The sequence below is a fragment of the Emticicia sp. CRIBPO genome (assembly GCF_009905725.1).
Taxonomy (GTDB): Bacteria; Bacteroidota; Bacteroidia; order Cytophagales; family Spirosomataceae; genus Leadbetterella.
This window is the reverse complement of the sequence record NZ_JAAAKV010000014.1, coordinates 1-17,489: the sequence shown is the minus strand read 5'-3', so window position 1 is coordinate 17,489 and position 17,489 is coordinate 1. Positions and strand designations below refer to the sequence as shown.

Genomic DNA, 17,489 nt, shown 5'->3' with positions numbered 1-17,489 from the left:
CGTCAATTACAAACTAACGTCTTCAATATGTAATGGATCGAGGTATATCAGCAGTAAATTCAGATTCCGGTAACCCATTTTGGCAAACAGGTTTCCATAATTCCGGAGCTGTTTTTTATGTGTTTCTTTTTTATCGCCCGTTTTGTAATCCACAATGAATATGGAATCACCTATAAAAACCACCCTGTCGGGTCTTTGGATTTCATGATCCCGGAGCAATATTTCCCTTTCATTCTCAATTTCCAGGCCCTCTTCAAATAAGAAACTGATTTTCGGATGGCTGATCACTTCTTTAAGGTAAGCCCTGATTTCTTCTTTCTCGGTTTCGATAATCATCCCGTCTATAACCAGCCTCCGGATGGCATCGTCGATATCACTTTTGGACTTAATAAGGGCAAAGCCGGCATGTATTTTATTACCCCGGTCCTTTTGCTTTTCGAAAGTCTCAATATCAAACAACTGCGAAGCATTCGATTTGATCTTCAGCTTTTTAAACTGGGTGGATGTCCTCAGGTTGCTGATCAGAAAACCGCCTGATAACTGAGGGGTCTCCGTTTTTTGAGGGACAAAAGAGCCTTCAGATATGGTATACTGATATTTCCCTTCTTCAAAGACTCCGGTTTTCATAAGATAAGACATCAGAAACTCACCCACTCCTTTAAAATTATTGTGATGGCTAAGATCCGACAAAATGTATAACTTGTCTGTAGGACGCGTCAAACCCACGTAAAGCATGTTGAGACTTTCGATAAAAGTCATCTCAAGCTCGGTTTTGTAAATGCCGCTCACTTCTGTCTCTTTCAGAATATCCTTCAAAATAAACGGAGCGGCCATAAGTCGTTTGCCATCTACAGCAAGTTCTTCATAAGAATTGTCAGACAGATCAACCCAAACCGAGGTTCCCGCCTTAGGTTTGTATTCCCAGGCCGCATAAGGCATAATTACGACAGGATACTCCAGCCCTTTCGATTTATGAATCGTCGTGACGGTAACAGCATCCTCTCCACTTTGGGTCTGGATGGAGGACTTATCCCTGATGTCTTTCCAGTGGTTGATAAAATCCTGCAGCTGACTGCTTTGCTGCTGATAGAAAGTCAGGATCAGGTCCAGAAATGTAAACAAGTAAGGAATATCTTTTTTATTTTCTGAAAGCGACAGAGCCTCGATAAGGCTTTCTGTAAGAGTATAAGGGTTCAAAAAATCAAAGTCGGCACTTTTGAAAACCACACCAAAACGCTCGAATAGTTTCAAAAACTGGTCTGTTTCTTTCTCATGAATGTAGGTTTGCATTTCCTGGTATTGCCCGGTGGTTGGCGTGGTACCGAATTTAAGAAGAAAGAACAGAAAAACAGCCTCATACCGGTGCAGTTCATTTCCCGGCTCATTGATCAGTTCGAGGAAAGCAATTAAAAGGTTAACAGATAAGCAGTTTCTCAGAAGCAATGAATCTTTCGATACGATCTTGTAGCCTTTACCATCCAGAAATTTAGCCACTTCTGCCGACTGCCGGTTTGTCCGTGACAATACGGCAATATCGCCTAATCCGTATCCTTCGCTTACCGCTTTTTCTATGATGGTTAAAATGCGATCAAGGGCACGGTCTTCCGCAGGATCATAAGGCAGAAACTCAATTTCCACATGCCCTCCGGATGGTGCATCAGGTCGGAATTCCTGCTTATAATCTTCAAATACATCTTCAATAAATGGATAATCAGCCTTTTTCTCTTCTTTAATAACCTCAAAAATGGCATTATTGAATGATATGATTTCTTTTCTGCTCCGGTAATTAATCACCAGGGCCTCTTTACTGATAAAAGTATTCAGGTTGTCCAGTTGTAAATGCTGAATCTCTGAAATCATATCATTTTCTTTCAGCTTGTCCGTCTGGCTCTTGATCAGATGAATCATCAGCTCCACCTTTCCTCCTCTCCAACGGTAAATTGATTGCTTGGGATCGCCCACAATCATATTAAAATTGTTTTTAGCAAGAGAGTTTTCGATAAGTGGCAATAAGTTAAAAAACTGAAGATCGGAAGTATCCTGAAATTCGTCAATCAGAATATGGTCGTACTTCTCGCCCAGCCGCTCATAAATAAAGGGCACAGGCTCCGAAACGACTATTTTTAATATCTTCCGGTTGAACTCCGATAAGAAAACCTGGTTTTTCTCAGCCAGCACCAGGTCAAATTCTTCCTTGATAAACCGCAAAAGCGAAAGCTGAAAAAGTACCTTCTCAATTTCGTTCAAAAGCAGGTATTTGGATAAATGCCCAGACTTCAGGTCCAGAACATCCTGAGCGATCTTAGTCAATCCATTTTTAATACTGTCAATCGCCACTTTTGCTCCGGCAGAAGCCGCCTTTGGATACCACTTATCCTCTCCTATGGCATCCAGGTGGTATTTATTGGGAAATTTCGCTTCAAATAAAACCTCAGGGTTTTGATACAGTTTTGTATAAAATCCATAGATACCCTTGTCACCCTGTGTAAAATCTTTTGCAGTGAGGCCATTCACAGAAATCAGGTCTACCCCATCCAGTCCTTTTGCTTTTATCTGATCAAGAATGTCTTTTTTATAATTTCTGATGCTCTTTTTTATCCGGGCATAATCTTTCGGAGTCAGTGCGTCGTTTTTGGTGATCAGATAAAAGCTCTGATCATTAAGCAGTGGATTACTGAATTTTACCAGGTCTTCTACCAGGTTATTCCAGCTTTTTCCGTCATCTACTTTCGAAAGTGCAAATTCCGTGAGTGTGTCCGAAAGATCAGCAAATTCACTGAATCCTACTTTAGACAACAAACGTTCTGCTGCCTCAAATAAGACCATATCTTTATCCAACTGAATTTCATAGTTATATGGCAGTTCAAGGTCCAGTGTAAACGAGCTGACCAACTGATTAATGAAGCTGTCAATTGTTTTTACCCCAAAATCGGCATAATCGTGTAAAATAGCATGGAAAGCAGCCTTTGCTCTGTTTTGCAGTTCTGTTATTTCAATATCCGGCAGCTCTTCGCTTATTTTTTCAAACATTGCCGCGTATTTCCCTGCCCCGGCGTCATCTCCGGATAAACCTTTCAAAGCAGACAAAATCCGGTGCTTCATTTCATTGGCGGCATCGTTGGTAAAAGTGATCGCCAGGATATTCCGGAATGATTTCGGATCATTCTTCTGAAGAATCAGCTTCAGATACTCCTTTGTGAGGGTAAAAGTTTTCCCTGAGCCTGCTGACGAACTGTAAATTTTAAACTGCGACATGCCTTGTCAATTGATGATTCATCAAAACTAATTCATTCAAAATAGAAAACAATAAGTTTTATTCTGTTCTATATTTTTCCTAGTTTGGCACCCATAAATCAATACAACCTGACGTACCACACCGACGACTCCCTATGGAAAGGGCTGCTTGAAAGCATTTTTGATGATTTCCTAGGGTTCTTTTTCAAAAATGCCGACGAAATTTTCGATTTGAAAAAAGGCTTTACTTATCTCGACAAAGAACTGGCCGATCTTTTCCCGGACCATGAGGGGAAGGCTCCAAAGTATGTTGACAAACTTGTGAAGGTTTATACCAAAGCAGGCCAACCCAAATGGATACTCGTTCATATTGAAGTACAGGGCCAGAAAGATCGTCACTCCGGGCTACGCATGTTTACTTACTATTACCGCATTCCTGACAAATACCGGATGCCTGTTACGGCTTTTGCGATCTTTACCGATGCTTCAGAAACTTTCCACCCTGCCGGTTATGAAAACAGTTTCCCGGGGACAAGCATTTTATTTGAGTTTAACACTTACAAAGTATTAAACCAGGATGAGAACAACCTTAAAAACAGCAATAACCCTTTTGCAATGGCCGTTCTTACAGTACTTATTACCTTAAAAAGTAAGAAATCAGGAGATGAGAAACTCTTTGAACTGAAACACTCCCTCTTAAGAAATCTGATCCGGGGTAAAATTCCTCCGAAAAAAATCGACGGCCTGATGACTTTTCTAAGGTTATATTTACGTTTTGAAAATCCGGAATATAATAATAAATTTTGAAGAGGTTATTGAACAAATAAACGAACACAGACAAACGATGGGTATCAATGAATTTGTATTAGAAAGAGCAAAAAAAGAGGGGCTAATAGAAGGATGATTGGAAATTACCAGGTCCTTAATCATGCAAACCGACTTTACTGACGAAAAAATCGCCGGCCTTGTGGATGCTTCTCCTGAATTTGTACACAATGTCCGTAAAAAAATAAAAGCCGGATCTGCTTCATGACCCGGCTCAGAATTCTATTTCAGAAAGTCTTATTTATTCCTCCTCCTGATCAATCAATACCCGTAATCCATTTCAAAATCTTCCATTTTTATGATTTGCTGACGATCCCGTAGTTTAAGCAGGGGCTTGTTCCCGTAAAATGACGCCCACATGGTATAAGTGCTCGGCGGACCTAAAATGTAATCGCATTCAGCAAATGAGTACATATCTTCAACCAGGTGATTCGTACCCCTGAAAAACCTGACATCTTTGAATAAGTCAGTCTCCACTTTTTCATTGGAACATATCAGAAAACCTATTTTTTTATCTTTGTTCAAATCCCGGATCTGAATCATCTTCTCATAAAATACACTGTCTTCAAAATAATATACACCATTCAGAAATTCTTTATAGTCCCCTCTTCTGATATGTATCCCCACCAGGATATCCACTTCTTTACGACAATCAGAGATCAACGCGGCGATGTTGTTGCGATGTTCTTTCAAAGGTCTGAAATAGTGTTTTATGGCAGCCTGATGTTCATAAAAATGAGGATAGTCCGTAAACCATGACCCATTTTTAAACACTATCCTGTTCTTAAAACTTTCGAGATTAATATTAACCGACCCTCCTTCAGAATACAACACTCTAAACCAGTCTCCTAATCTTATCCACCGGTTTTTCGATATAAAAACCGTCAGAAACCTCGCTATTCTGTCCGCCTGTCTATGCCCAAAAGAAACCCTGAGTTTTAACTCTGAATTGTAATTTTCAGAAGGTCCTTCAAAATAATGTTTATATGAATTGAAATGCAGGTTAATAAGCCTGGTATCGGAAGAACGGCAATTAGAAATGAAAGTACCAAATTCGAATAACTGATTTCCTAACTGGCCTGTTTTATCTGTAAATATAAGCATTAAGATAAGCTGGAATTATAGATTTTATAGAGTTACGATGACAGACGGAAGCCTGTATCTCAGACAAAATTACTAATCTATCCCACAATAGATGCATTTATTGTTTCATTTTTCAGATTAACAGGGTAATTTATTAAAATGACATATAATGATTCCGTAATCTTTCCGGCGGCAATCCCCTAGCTGTTTCAGCCGCTCTTCTTTCTTCCCTGTCTTCTTTTTTCTTTTCATAAAGCCGCGTTGCAAAAGCAGTTTGTACAGCTTTTACCCCATACCGGAGTCTTATTTTATCCATCGCCTGGTATAAGCCCGCCATATCTGACGACCGGTCAAAAAGATTAATTTGAGAATAACCAGGCACCAGCTTACTGAACCTCACCCCTACCAGCCGGATCAGCAAACGGCGGTCATAAAGTTTATCAAAAATCTCCAGAGCTTTTTCGCGGAGTGTTTCATCACTGGCAGTGTACGGTATATTGACCTGCCGGGTATGCGTATCAAAATTCGAGTAACGCACTTTCACCGCAATCAGCCCCGCACATTGGGTTTTGGATCTTAAATCAAATGTTATTTCTTCAATCATTTTAGCCAGAATAGACTTCAGCAAATCCACATCGATGGTGTCCTTGTCAAAAGTCATTTCTTTAGAATGAGATTTCCGCTCGTGATAGGGCGTCACCGGAGCATCATCTATTCCGTTGGCCCGCTCCCATAGCATGACCCCGTTCTTCCCCATTACTGCCTCCAGCATCTCCACAGGCATCTGACTCAGCATCCCTATCGTTTTGATTCCCATGTTTCTGAGATGCTGCCCGTTCACTTTACCAATCATGGGCATACTTATAATAGGCAAAGGGCTTAAAAATTTCTTTTCATCGCCTGAATCTATTTTCCTTTTTGCGTCAGGCTTTGACTCATTGGTAGCCACTTTAGATACCGTCTTGCTGGTAGACATTCCGAAAGAAATCGTCAATCCAGTCTCCTTCAACACCCTTTTTTTCAGATCCAAAGCATAGTTAAAGTTGCCGAAAAAGCGATCCATTCCCGTAAAATCCGCATAAAACTCATCAATAGAAGCTTTTTCCAGTACGGGCAACCTGTCCTCCATAATTTCACTTACCAGGGCAGAATATTGCATATAGCTTTCAAAATCACCTTTAATAAAAAGAGCGTCCGGACATAGCCTCCGGGCCAGCTTGGTTGGCATAGCTGAGCTCACACCAAACTTACGGGCTTCATAACTGCAGCCCGCCACTACTCCCCTGTCTGACTGCCCGCCTACGATGACAGGCTTACCTACCAGTTTACTGTTCTTGAGCCTCTCCACCGACACAAAAAAAGAATCCAGGTCAAAATGTGCAATAGTCCTTTCTGCCATGTCTTTTATAAATAATTCACGAAATAAGTAGTCGATTCAAAATTGCACATTTATTTAACACAAACACGCTCATTTTTTTAGCAAAACAATATTGCTAATTTTTGTAGAAAAAACAGAACCTGTCACCAACCGCAAAGTCCTCATTTATGCTCTTCTTTTTTTAATCTAAATATTTTGACAATTCACTAATTTTTAGCATATTTACGCTATAATATTTAGCAATGAAGAAAATAAGCAAAAATATCGCCCATTTACGCAAAATAAAGGGTGTTTCGCAGGAGCACATGGCCAGTGATCTGGACATTACACGCTCAAGATTGAGCTCATGGGAAGAACACAGGGCTGATCCGCCCATTGAAATGCTCATAAAACTATCCGAATATTTTAATGTTTCGGTAGACTCTCTCATCAAAATCGACCTCACCAAAGTCAATGACCTCCGTGACCTTTTGCAAATAGGAGGCAACCGTATCCTGTTTCCTGTGATGGTTGACAAGGATGGTAACGACCTGGTTGAACTCGTCCCGGTAAAAGCCTCTGCAGGGTATCTTCAGGGTTACAGTGATGAAAATTACATCGAAAACCTGCCGAGAATATCCCTGCCCTATACCCTCAACGGAAAATACCGCGGCTTCCCTATTGTCGGAGACTCTATGCCTCCTCTCGAAAGCGGAGCCTATGTCATCGGGCAGTTTGTAGAAAACATCAGGGACATCAAAGACGGTAAGACGTATATCATCCTGACACAGAACGACGGGCTGGTCTATAAAAGACTGTATAACAAACTGGACATTGACAACCACATCCACCTGCATTCCGACAATAAAGCTTATTTACCTTATCAGATCAAACCGGAGGAAATTTTTGAGATCTGGAGTTTTGTATGCAGTATTAATGCTTCAGACAAACAAATCACAGACCTCATTTATGATGCCCTGCTGAACATACAATCTGATGTTGCCGAAATCCGTAACAGGACATTGAGAAAATAATCCAATGCCCTGTTATCCGGTTACCGTTCTGGGATCCGGCTTAAGCTCTACTTTCCTCATTTCAGACACCTCAACAGAAGGAAATCCATATTCCACGATAACTTTTCCCCGCATAAAATAAACGCCTTTACCCTTGAAAGGATATTTTTCAATAGTCTGCGGAAAATGTGTGGTATCAAAGTATTCTCCCTTATGATCTATAAAGTACCCAAAAGCCATGTGTTTATTTGACTTGGTCCTGATCGACTTCGTGATAACCATATAACCGTAAATCTCTACTATTTTGCCATGCAAACCGGCCAGATCAGCCACTGAAGTTTTACTGAGAGGCCGTTCTGCAATCATCCTGAACGCCGAAGAAAGCGGGAAACCCAGGTATTCCATCTGATCGTATTCTTCTTCAAGATCATCCGTCGTAAATGCAGGCAAAGCAAGGGCCTGTCTTTTCCCGCTGTTACTTCCAAAAAGAGAGGGTACTCCTTTGTAAGCTTTAGACTGACGATGATAATGCATATTGGCCCGCCACAACAATTCTTTTTTACATTCATTAATACCCCTGAAAGCCCCTATTCTTACCAGGATGATCAATTGTTCCAGTCCCGGGTCGACACGGTCTGCGAAATCCTCAAAATCATAAAACGGTCGCTCATCCCTGCAATGTTCTATTTTACTGATTACCCTCCTTTCAAGCCCTTCCACGTGTGTCCAGCCCAACCAGATGGTTATTCCCTCGATACGGGTTAAATGACGGCTTTGATTGACTTCAGGAGCCTCAATCACCGCTCCGTAACGCCGGGCTTCATGAATATACATTTCAGCATAATAAAATCCCCCGAAATTATTGATCACAGCTACCATAAATTCCAGCGGATAATGAGCCTTCAAAAACAAACTCTGGTAACTCTCCACAGCATAAGAAGCCGAGTGGGCTTTACTGAATGAAAACCCGGAAAAACTCTCAATCTGACGCCAGACTTCGCTGATGACCGCATCTTCCCGGCCCAGTGCTTTGCTCTTTGTATACCATTTTTCTATCAGTGTACTAAAATTTATCCTCGTCCGGTATTTGCCCGACATCGCACGACGCAGCATATCGGCTTCTTCAAGATCAAAACCTGCGAAATGATGAGCCACTTTAATAACATCTTCCTGGTAAATCATGATTCCGTAAGTTTCATGCAGCAATTCTTTCATGACATCATCTGCATACCTGACGGCCGACTTATCGTGATGGCATTTTATGTATTGCTGCATCATCCCGCTTGCCGAAACACCCGGCCGGATGATAGAACTTGCTGCGACTAACGTAAGGTAATTATCGCAATCGAGCTTCCACATCAACTGACGCATAGCCGGAGACTCCACATAAAAAGCCCCCATGGTTTCATGTTCTTTGAGATGTCGTATCACTTCCTTGTCTTCCATAAACCGGTCTACCGTATGGATATCAATTTCAACACCCCTGTTTTCTCTGATAATGTCCACGGCACTTTTGATGTGACCCAGGCCTCTTTGTGACAAAATATCAAACTTGGCAAAACCTATTTCTTCTGCCATATACATATCAAACTGGCAGATAGGAAAACCCTTAGCCATAGGTTGCAGACCCGTATAATGATAAAGCGGTCGATCTGAGATCAGCACTCCCCCGGCATGAATAGAGAGTTTTTCAGGAAAATCAGTCATCAACTCTGCAAACCTGAAAATATACTTTACATGCTCGTTGCGATGAACCCCTCCGGGATTATTGACCAGCTCATCTATTTCGGATTTGGGCAAACCAAAGACCTTGCCCAGTTCGCGATAAATCGAACGTCCTCTGAAAGCAGAGCAGGTGGCCATCAGGCATACATGATCTGCCCCGTATTTATCAAAAATATAATTGTAAATAACATCCCGCTCGTCCCAGGAAAAATCAATATCAAAATCAGGCGGTGATTTACGGCTAAGATTAATAAACCGCTCAAAATATAAGTCCAGCTTGATGGGATCCACGTCTGTGATACCAATACAATAAGCCACGACCGAATTAGCTCCCGAGCCCCTGCCTACATGATGGAATCCCCTGGATTTGGCAAATTCAATAATATCCCAGGCAATCAGGAAATAAGGCTCAAAGTTGGTTTCCTGTATCACATAAAGTTCCCTTTCAATTCTCTCACGTGCCGCCTCATTATTCTCCCCATAGCGTTTTTTCATTCCTTTAATAGCCAGTTCCTGAAGCATCTTTCTGTCTTCTTCCACTGACGAAGAAAAAACTTTCTTATTCTTCGGAGATTCCGTATCAAATTCGAATGTGCAGGCATCCAGTAACTTAACGGCATTCTTCACAATGTCAGGATACGTCTTAAAGTTTTCATCTATCAAATCCGGCTCCGGAAACTCTTCATAAGCCGTCGCATGAGCCTCAGCAGGCAGCTTGGTGATCAGCACATTATGATCAATAGCCCTCAGTAAACGGTGAAGATGATATCCCGGATTTTTTTGCAAAAAAGTGACAGGCTGCCATGCTACGCATTTATTCAGATCCAGCCGGTTTCTATATTGATAAAATACATTACTTTGCTCCCAGTGCTTGATACCAATGTATTCGTACGCCTTCAACTCAACGGCAGTATCCAGAATTTCAGGCGAATAAATCACAAAAACATCTTCAAATTGCGGCGGTTGTAACGGAAAAGGTTTTTCATCAAGCAGATGCCGGGACAGGAAAGCATTGATCTCTGCAAAACCCGAGGTATTACGGGCCAGGCATATATATTTAAATTCATCACCATTCCGAAACTCTACGCCTATAACGGGTTTGATTTCCGCCTCCTTACATGCCTTTACAAAATCAAAAACCCCGGAAGTGAGATTGATATCTGTCAATGCCAGGCACTCGATACCCCGCTTAACAGCCTGTTTTACCAGGTCGTCCAACGAAAGGGTGCCGTATTTAAGGCTATAAAAAGAATGACAATTGAGATACATAAGCCAGGTGATTTAACTAAAAATTTCTCCTTTTTTCTTTCACACTTCAAATATGGTTAATTTTTTAGCATAAATATGCTTATTATTTTAGCAAATTTCTAAATGCTAAAAATGTTAGATAACCCGCTGTATATCAATCTTAAAAAGCCGGACACACCGGCTTAAACCTGTCAAATATTGGGAACAGAAACAATTCAGAATTGGATATATTCAGATAAAACCGTTGCTTTGCAATGGTCCGTTATTAGAATTACAGGGTACATTAACTCAGCAATTTCCGGGTTTCCCGGCCCACGTTCCGGCTATAATTTTGTATCATCATTTAAACAAAAAGACAATGACACAAGACATGCTTAATTATAACAGGATTGCCGGGGCAATTGACTACCTGAAAACACATTTTAAAGACCAACCTAACCTCGACGAAGTAGCCGAAAAAATCAACCTGAGCCCTTTTCATTTTCAGCGTTTATTTACAGAATGGGCCGGGGTAAGCCCGAAAAAGTTTTTGCAGTATCTGAGCGTTGAACACGCCAAAAACATATTGAAAGACAAGCAAAGCACCTTAATGGACGCAGCTTATGAAACCGGTCTATCCGGCACAGGACGGCTGCATGACCTCTTTATCAAAATAGAAGGTATGACGCCGGGGGAATTTAAAAACGGGGGAGAAAACCTGGGTATCAACTACAGCTTTGCCGAAAGCCCTTTCGGAGACATCCTGGTGGCCTCAACACCCAAGGGAATCTGCTACATGGCTTTTGCAGAGAACCGGGAACAGGCATTCAGCGAATTAAAAGCGGCTTTCCCTAATGCCCGCTACACCCAGGTAGTAGACTTTATCCAGCAGAATGCATTGTATGTTTTTACCCATGACTGGGATAAGCTCAGCCAGGTAAAACTGCATCTGAAAGGAACAGAGTTCCAGTTAAAAGTATGGCAAACGCTTTTAAAAATACCGATGGGACAACTATCTACCTACGGAGAAATTGCCCGGGTTATCAGCAATCCTAAAGCCTCAAGGGCCGTCGGATCAGCCATCGGCGATAATCCGGTGGCCTTTATTATCCCGTGCCACAGGGTCATTCAGTCGACCGGAAATTTCGGGCAATACCATTGGGGAAGTACCCGTAAAACTGCTATGATAGGATGGGAAGCAGCAAAAACGCTCAACGCATAAATCCCATGGATATCAAAGAAAAAATCAACAGCATTGATTGGGATCAGACAACCAGCCAGCTTCATCAAAACGGATTTGCTCTTGTGCCGCGGTTTTTACAGGAGGAATCATGCCAAAGCCTTATTAAAGCTTATCATGACCCCGGAAATTACCGTAAAACCATCACCATGGAGCGGTACCGGTTCGGTCTGGGCGAATATAAATATTTCCGGTATCCGTTACCTGATCTGATTCAGGGCATCAGGGCCTCTATCTACCCGAAACTTGCCCCTGTAGCCAATCAATGGATGAAAGTCCTGGGCATTAATACCGGTTTTCCGGAAACTTTTCCTGAACTTCAGCTTCTATGTCAGAGCAACGGTCAGAATAAACCGACTGTGCTGATCCTGAAATACGGGAAAGGTGGTCATAATACTTTACACCAGGATCTGTATGGTGATGTATTCTTCCCCATCCAGCTGGTTTTGTTCCTGAACGAGCCCGGTGAAGATTATACCGGAGGCGAATTTGTTCTCTTACAGCAAACCCCGAGAGCCCAGTCTAAAGCCATCGTGTTGCATCCTCAAAAGGGAGATATGCTTATGTTCACTACCAGTTTCAGACCGGTAAAAGGCACAAAAGGCTACTACAGGGTCAATATAAAGCATGGTGTGAGCGAAGTCCACGAAGGAGAAAGACATACGTTGGGCATCATTTTCCATGACGCATTAAGCTGATGTGGTATCATGAACACATCAGCGACAGCGAACTGAGACATCGCCTCAGAAACAAAACGATAGTACTGGGCGGCAACAAACAATTAAAGATATATGGCCGTTTAAAATGTAAGTCAGGCAAACGCATGAAAAGAACCAACCGTGTATTTTTCAGTTCTGTCCACGAAGCAGAATCTTTACAATATCGTCCCTGCGGCCACTGTATGCCAAAGGAATACCAATTATGGAAGCAAGATGCAACAAAACCTGTTTGATAACCACAACATACTTTCCCATGACGGGGAGGTCTTGTTTTTCCCGGCTTTCTTTGAAAAGCAGGAAAGTGATTTCTATCTCGATACCCTCACAGAAACGATTCCATGGAAACAGGAACCTATAAAGATATTCGGCAAAGAGGTAATGCAGCCCCGCCTCACTTCATGGCATGGCGACAAACCGTACACTTATTCGGGCATTACCATGCATCCGCATCAATGGACAGACGAACTGAAAAACATAAAGACGAAAATTGAAGGTGTGGCACAAGTTGCATTCAACAGTGTTTTGCTTAACCTGTACCGGAACGGACAAGACAGTATGGGCTGGCATCGTGACAACGAGAAAGAACTAGGAGGCAATCCTGTGATCGGCTCGATCAGTTTGGGGGCAACCCGGATTTTCAAACTGAGAAATTACCGGGACAAAAAAGAAGTCGTTTCTGTAGAACTAACCCACGGCAGTTTTTTACTGATGAAAGGGCCAACCCAACATTTCTGGGAACACCACATCCCTAAAACAAGTAAAGTCTCTGGTCCCAGGATCAACCTTACGTTCAGAATAATCAGATAACTCAGGTGTCTTTGACGGATAAGCTTCTCCATAAATAGAACACCAGGTAACTTTCCCAACCCTGATATTTTTCAAAAAACCGGGCAATAAGCTCCGTTTCATCCCTTCTCTCTATGACCCGGTGGTTCTGAAGGGCCTGTAATAAGCCAACATCTCCGTGCGGAATGCTGGCAGGCTCCCTCAGGGATTTCATCAATACATAATTGGCCGTCCAGATGCCTACTCCTTTCAGGTCTGTCAGCAGCTTTTGTTTTTCCGGCAAAGCCGGTAATTCCATTACTTTTTGTTTACTGACAATGCCTTCTGCAAATGCCCTGGCCACAATGATGATATACTCGGCTTTCCTTTGTGAAAATTGTAATGATTTAAGCTCTTCCGGCTCTATCTGAGCAAGGACCTCTGCTTCCGGAAAAATATAATGTGATTCTCCTTCATACACCATCTTGCTTCCGAAAAGCTCAACCAGCCTTCTTTTTAGTTTATATGCAAAAGTTAAATTGATCTGTTGCCCGATAATGCTCCAGCAGATCGCTTCAAACATATCAGTGATGCTTACCAACCTCAAACCCTGATATTTTTCAGCCATATAGGCCATTGACGGCTCTGCGGCCAGTAAGGTATAAAACGGCTGAATATCTCTTTCCAGGTCAAACCACTCTGAAATATAGCTTGTCAGTACCCCTTTATCGATTGATCCCAGCAGAATATCAACGTTTATTGCTCCTTCTGCCTCACTTACCCTGATCAGCACCCTCTCCCCGTTCAGCTGCAATGCCTTATAAATACAATGATCTCTGATTGTCAGCATGCAATCATCAAAATTACGGTTAAGAAACCACAGACACTCCTCAAAACTGAACTGGGGTGGTGTCGGAATCAGTATGCTCTCTTCATTTCTCATTATCCAAAATTACAGATGTGCTTTGGAATACAGTACCCGCTTATTGCTTTTTATGAATAAAAATATGGAGAAACGCTTTTATAGGTTATTTTTGGACTTATTATTCAAATTCAATCAAAACATTTGCCTTTTAAATGAAAAAAATAACCGGATTTCTGCTCATATTCCTATTAAGTCTTCACCTTTCTGCACAAAAACAAAGCAAAAAACAACTGGCAGGCAATCCTGTTTTTCCAGGGTGGTACGCTGATCCGGAAGGCATAGTTTTCGATAAAAAATACTGGATTTACCCTACTTTTTCAGCCCCTTACGGCAAACAGGTCTTCTTTGATGCTTTTTCTTCTCCGGACCTTGTCAACTGGACAAAACATGAAAAAATTCTGGACACCAGTGCTGTCAAATGGGCCAAACGTGCCATCTGGGCTCCCTCTATCATAAAAAAAGATAAAAAGTACTTCCTGTTTTTCGGAGCTAACGACATCCAGAGTGATAAAGAATACGGAGGAATCGGAGTGGCTGTGGCTGATAACCCTGCCGGCCCGTTTAAAGATCACCTTAAAAAACCGCTCGTCGATAAATTCCACAACGGAGCTCAGCCCATCGACCAGTTTGTTTATAAAGACGGCGACCAGTATTATCTGATCTATGGTGGATGGAAACATTGTAACATTGCCAGGCTGAATAATGATTTCACGGGTTTCATCCCTTATGAAGACGGTACAATATTCAAGGAAATCACCCCCGAAAACTATGTAGAAGGACCATTTATGTTTAAAAGAAACGGTAAATACTATTTTATGTGGTCAGAAGGCGGCTGGACAGGCCCCAATTACAGCGTAGCCTATGCCATCGCCGATACTCCTTTTGGTCCGTTTAAAAGAGAAGGTAAGATTCTTCAGCAAAACCCTAAGATAGCAACCGGTGCCGGACATCACTCTGTGATTCATAACCCTGACGGCGACCTTTGGTACATCGTTTACCACAGAAGACCATTGAACGAAACCGACGGTAATTCAAGAGAAACCTGTATAGACCGTATGTATTTTGATGAAAACGGTTTGATAAAGCCTGTTGTAATCACGACTGAAGGGGTCGAAAAAAAGAAACTCAAATAACATTCAAACAAAAAATGCTATGAAATTACTGAATCTCAGCCCGATGCTTTATACAGTCAATTTGGAAGAATCCGTAGCATTTTATACCTCAAAACTAGGGTTTACAGCCGGTGGACAAAGTGTCGAAGACGGATGGGCTTCTCTTTTTAAAGATGAGGTTGAAATCATGTTTTCTCTGCCCAATGCTCATTTACCTTTTAAAGAACCTGTTTTTACAGGTTCTTTTTATTTTCGTACCGATAATGTGGACGAACTCTGGAACAAGCTCAGGGATGATGTAAAAGTGGTGTATGAACTTGAGAATTTTGATTACGGCATGAGAGAGTTCGCGATCTACGACAACAATGGCTATATCCTGCAATTCGGGGAAAATATAGAAGTGTAAAACACTAAGCCCTGAACCGTGCCGGAGTAACCCCGGATTTCTTCCTGAAAGCCGTCGTAATTTTAACACAGCAACCGGAAATATCAATGACAGAAGAAGATTTTAAAAGCCTGGCCCAACAGCTTAGCTGCCCCGAAGGAGAGAATGGTATCAAAACAGGTGAAAACATGAATCTCACCAATTCAAACATGATTCATTCAACTATAGATGCCATGAACATCGGTGCTGGCCAACAAATACTCGAAATAGGCCCGGGAAACGGCAGCCACCTCGAATCCATTGTCAAACAAACCCCGGATTTACATTACACAGGAATTGACATCTCTGAAACCATGATTCTTGAAGCCAGGCGTATCAATAAAGACTTTATCGATACGGGCTTTGCAGACTTTAAACTCAGCAATGGCAAAATATTAGACTTTGAATCCGGCACCTATGATAAAATTTTCACAGTCAATACTCTCTATTTCTGGGAAGAGCCCCCGGATTATGCCAATGAGATTTTACGTGTCCTGAAACCCGGGGGGAAATTTTATCTGACCTTTGCCGAAAAAGATTTTATGAAGGCCCTCCCATTTACGGTATACGGATTCCGTTTATATGATATTAACGATGCAGAAAGACTGCTTTCAGATGCGGGATTTTTGATCGCAGATGTAAAAACAAAAACTGAAGACATAAAAAGTAATACGGGCGAAGCTGTTAAAAGAAACTTCATTATTCTGACAAGTGCTAAACCTTTGTCATAAAATACTATAAATTTGTAATTGGTACTATACTGATATTTTTTTAGCCTGAAAATCATTAACAATTATAAATGAGGAATCTGTTCGTCTTAGCTTTAGTTTATCTTAGTCTCGCCAGTTGCAATGGAATACCTAAAACAGTAACCACTTTTAAGATCGTCAGAATAGAAGTCAACGGGGTTGATATCACGAGTGATATCAATTCTGCTTTGTCGACGGATTTCGATCATTCGAATAAGTCATTGCTGAGTGAATCCCATATCAAATTTAATGATAATGATACCGTAACGGTGTTATCTCCCAACGGGATATTCTCTTATGGAAAATATCAGTTTAAAACGAAAGATCTTTTAATTCTCAACCTCAACGGGCTTGGAGACCTGTTTCTGGACATCACAAGAAAACAAAATGACCGCGGAGAATTTGAACAATTAACCCTGACAGGATTTCCTGATAAGAAACACGAAATGAAGTTGTTCCTGGTGATAGATGACTATTACAAATCCGGAAAAAGAGACCTTTTAAGCCTGGAAGAAAACAAATGGAGGCTAAGACCAAAGAACAGAGAAAATCAGGAGCAGATCAAAAAAAGGGTTATTGGCCAGCTTGATTATATGATAGGCTATTTTTCGCTCATTGATGAAAAGAAATATTCTTCCTTTACCCTAAGCCATCTTAACTCCCCTTTCAGTTTTTACAACAATGGCATCGGCATTAACCCCTACCCTTCTGATCGGTATGACAGAATCTTTTTTGACACCAATGACGCTGACAAAGCCGTTAAAATGCTATCAGCCGGTGTAAAAAGCATACGTAAATACCCTTCTGATCCCAAAAGCTTTACCAAAGGCTATAAAAACGCACTGGAAGAGATAAAGCGTTATGTAAAGTCTCATTGATTTGGTAAGGCACAAAGGAGAATGGGACAAAGATCTTGTCTTCTGTTTTGGTAAAGCGATAAATCTTAAACGACAAGCTTCAAGCAATTCCATTCATATTCCCCACTTAAGGAGTATTTCTACTGAAGCTTTCAATCTATCAGACTGGCCCTTGGGAGCCATTCTGATCCCTTTTTCCTTTCTCTGGTAGATTTAAACACAAAAAAGCCTCAG

Annotated in this window: 15 protein-coding genes; 10 read left to right on the top strand and 5 right to left on the bottom strand. The window is 41.5% G+C overall.

What is annotated here, in order from left to right:
* Positions 1-6: 6 nt before the first annotated feature.
* Entirely contained in the window at positions 7-3,255 is a 3,249-nt protein-coding gene (locus tag GVN16_RS23200; RefSeq protein WP_166566352.1) for an exodeoxyribonuclease V subunit beta, read from the bottom strand.
* Between the two features lie 84 nt (positions 3,256-3,339).
* On the opposite strand from GVN16_RS23200, the gene GVN16_RS23195 reads away from it, so the two are divergent.
* Positions 3,340-4,041 (top strand): hypothetical protein, encoded by a 702-nt coding sequence (locus GVN16_RS23195; RefSeq protein ID WP_166566351.1) that lies wholly within the window; start codon positions 3,340-3,342, stop codon positions 4,039-4,041.
* Between the two features lie 279 nt (positions 4,042-4,320).
* Here the strand turns inward: GVN16_RS23195 and GVN16_RS23190 are convergent, their stop codons facing one another.
* Positions 4,321-5,163, bottom strand: coding sequence for an alpha-1,2-fucosyltransferase (locus GVN16_RS23190; protein WP_166566350.1), 843 nt, complete (start codon positions 5,161-5,163; stop codon positions 4,321-4,323).
* Positions 5,164-5,296: 133 nt separating this feature from the next.
* The gene (gene dinB / locus GVN16_RS23185; RefSeq protein WP_166566349.1) at positions 5,297-6,541 is read right to left on the bottom strand and encodes a DNA polymerase IV; all 1,245 of its coding nucleotides are present in this window, start codon (positions 6,539-6,541) and stop codon (positions 5,297-5,299) included.
* Positions 6,542-6,762: 221 nt separating this feature from the next.
* On the opposite strand from dinB, the gene GVN16_RS23180 reads away from it, so the two are divergent.
* Positions 6,763-7,533 carry a LexA family transcriptional regulator gene (locus GVN16_RS23180; protein WP_166566348.1) on the top strand — a complete coding sequence of 257 codons (771 nt, stop codon included), beginning with the start codon at positions 6,763-6,765 and terminating at the stop codon, positions 7,531-7,533.
* Between the two features lie 12 nt (positions 7,534-7,545).
* Here GVN16_RS23180 and GVN16_RS23175 read toward each other — a convergent pair whose 3' ends face one another.
* Positions 7,546-10,506 carry a DNA polymerase III subunit alpha gene (locus GVN16_RS23175; RefSeq protein ID WP_166566347.1) on the bottom strand — a complete coding sequence of 987 codons (2,961 nt, stop codon included), beginning with the start codon at positions 10,504-10,506 and terminating at the stop codon, positions 7,546-7,548.
* 337 nt (positions 10,507-10,843) lie between these two features.
* Here GVN16_RS23175 and GVN16_RS23170 point away from each other — a divergent pair, with 337 nt between their 5' ends.
* Genes GVN16_RS23170 through GVN16_RS23155 form a run of 4 tightly spaced genes read left to right on the top strand, consistent with a single transcriptional unit; the run spans position 10,844 to position 13,230 of the window.
* Complete coding sequence (locus tag GVN16_RS23170; protein WP_166566346.1) at positions 10,844-11,686, top strand: methylated-DNA--[protein]-cysteine S-methyltransferase; 843 nt, start codon at positions 10,844-10,846, stop codon at positions 11,684-11,686.
* Positions 11,656-12,402 (top strand): 2OG-Fe(II) oxygenase, encoded by a 747-nt coding sequence (locus tag GVN16_RS23165; protein ID WP_229244327.1) that lies wholly within the window; start codon positions 11,656-11,658, stop codon positions 12,400-12,402. The genes GVN16_RS23170 and GVN16_RS23165 overlap by 31 nt, the downstream gene beginning before the upstream one ends.
* Positions 12,402-12,656 carry an Ada metal-binding domain-containing protein gene (locus GVN16_RS26310; protein ID WP_166566345.1) on the top strand — a complete coding sequence of 85 codons (255 nt, stop codon included), beginning with the start codon at positions 12,402-12,404 and terminating at the stop codon, positions 12,654-12,656. The genes GVN16_RS23165 and GVN16_RS26310 overlap by 1 nt, the downstream gene beginning before the upstream one ends.
* Positions 12,544-13,230, top strand: coding sequence for an alpha-ketoglutarate-dependent dioxygenase AlkB (locus GVN16_RS23155; protein ID WP_310587466.1), 687 nt, complete (start codon positions 12,544-12,546; stop codon positions 13,228-13,230). The genes GVN16_RS26310 and GVN16_RS23155 overlap by 113 nt, the downstream gene beginning before the upstream one ends.
* A gap of 1 nt (position 13,231) precedes the next feature.
* Here the strand turns inward: GVN16_RS23155 and GVN16_RS23150 are convergent, their stop codons facing one another.
* Positions 13,232-14,131 (bottom strand): DNA-3-methyladenine glycosylase, encoded by a 900-nt coding sequence (locus tag GVN16_RS23150; protein ID WP_166566343.1) that lies wholly within the window; start codon positions 14,129-14,131, stop codon positions 13,232-13,234.
* Between the two features lie 134 nt (positions 14,132-14,265).
* On the opposite strand from GVN16_RS23150, the gene GVN16_RS23145 reads away from it, so the two are divergent.
* The 4 genes from GVN16_RS23145 to GVN16_RS23130 all read left to right on the top strand — a co-directional run bounded on the left by GVN16_RS23145 (position 14,266) and on the right by GVN16_RS23130 (position 17,276).
* Positions 14,266-15,246: a glycoside hydrolase family 43 protein gene (locus tag GVN16_RS23145; protein ID WP_166566342.1), complete on the top strand. Its 981-nt coding sequence runs from the start codon at positions 14,266-14,268 to the stop codon at positions 15,244-15,246.
* A 19-nt stretch (positions 15,247-15,265) separates the two neighbouring features.
* Positions 15,266-15,631 (top strand): VOC family protein, encoded by a 366-nt coding sequence (locus GVN16_RS23140; protein ID WP_205748964.1) that lies wholly within the window; start codon positions 15,266-15,268, stop codon positions 15,629-15,631.
* An 86-nt stretch (positions 15,632-15,717) separates the two neighbouring features.
* The gene (locus GVN16_RS23135) at positions 15,718-16,380 is read left to right on the top strand and encodes a class I SAM-dependent methyltransferase (protein ID WP_166566341.1); all 663 of its coding nucleotides are present in this window, start codon (positions 15,718-15,720) and stop codon (positions 16,378-16,380) included.
* A gap of 68 nt (positions 16,381-16,448) precedes the next feature.
* Positions 16,449-17,276: a hypothetical protein gene (locus GVN16_RS23130; protein WP_166566340.1), complete on the top strand. Its 828-nt coding sequence runs from the start codon at positions 16,449-16,451 to the stop codon at positions 17,274-17,276.
* The last annotated feature ends 213 nt before the right edge of the window (positions 17,277-17,489 follow it).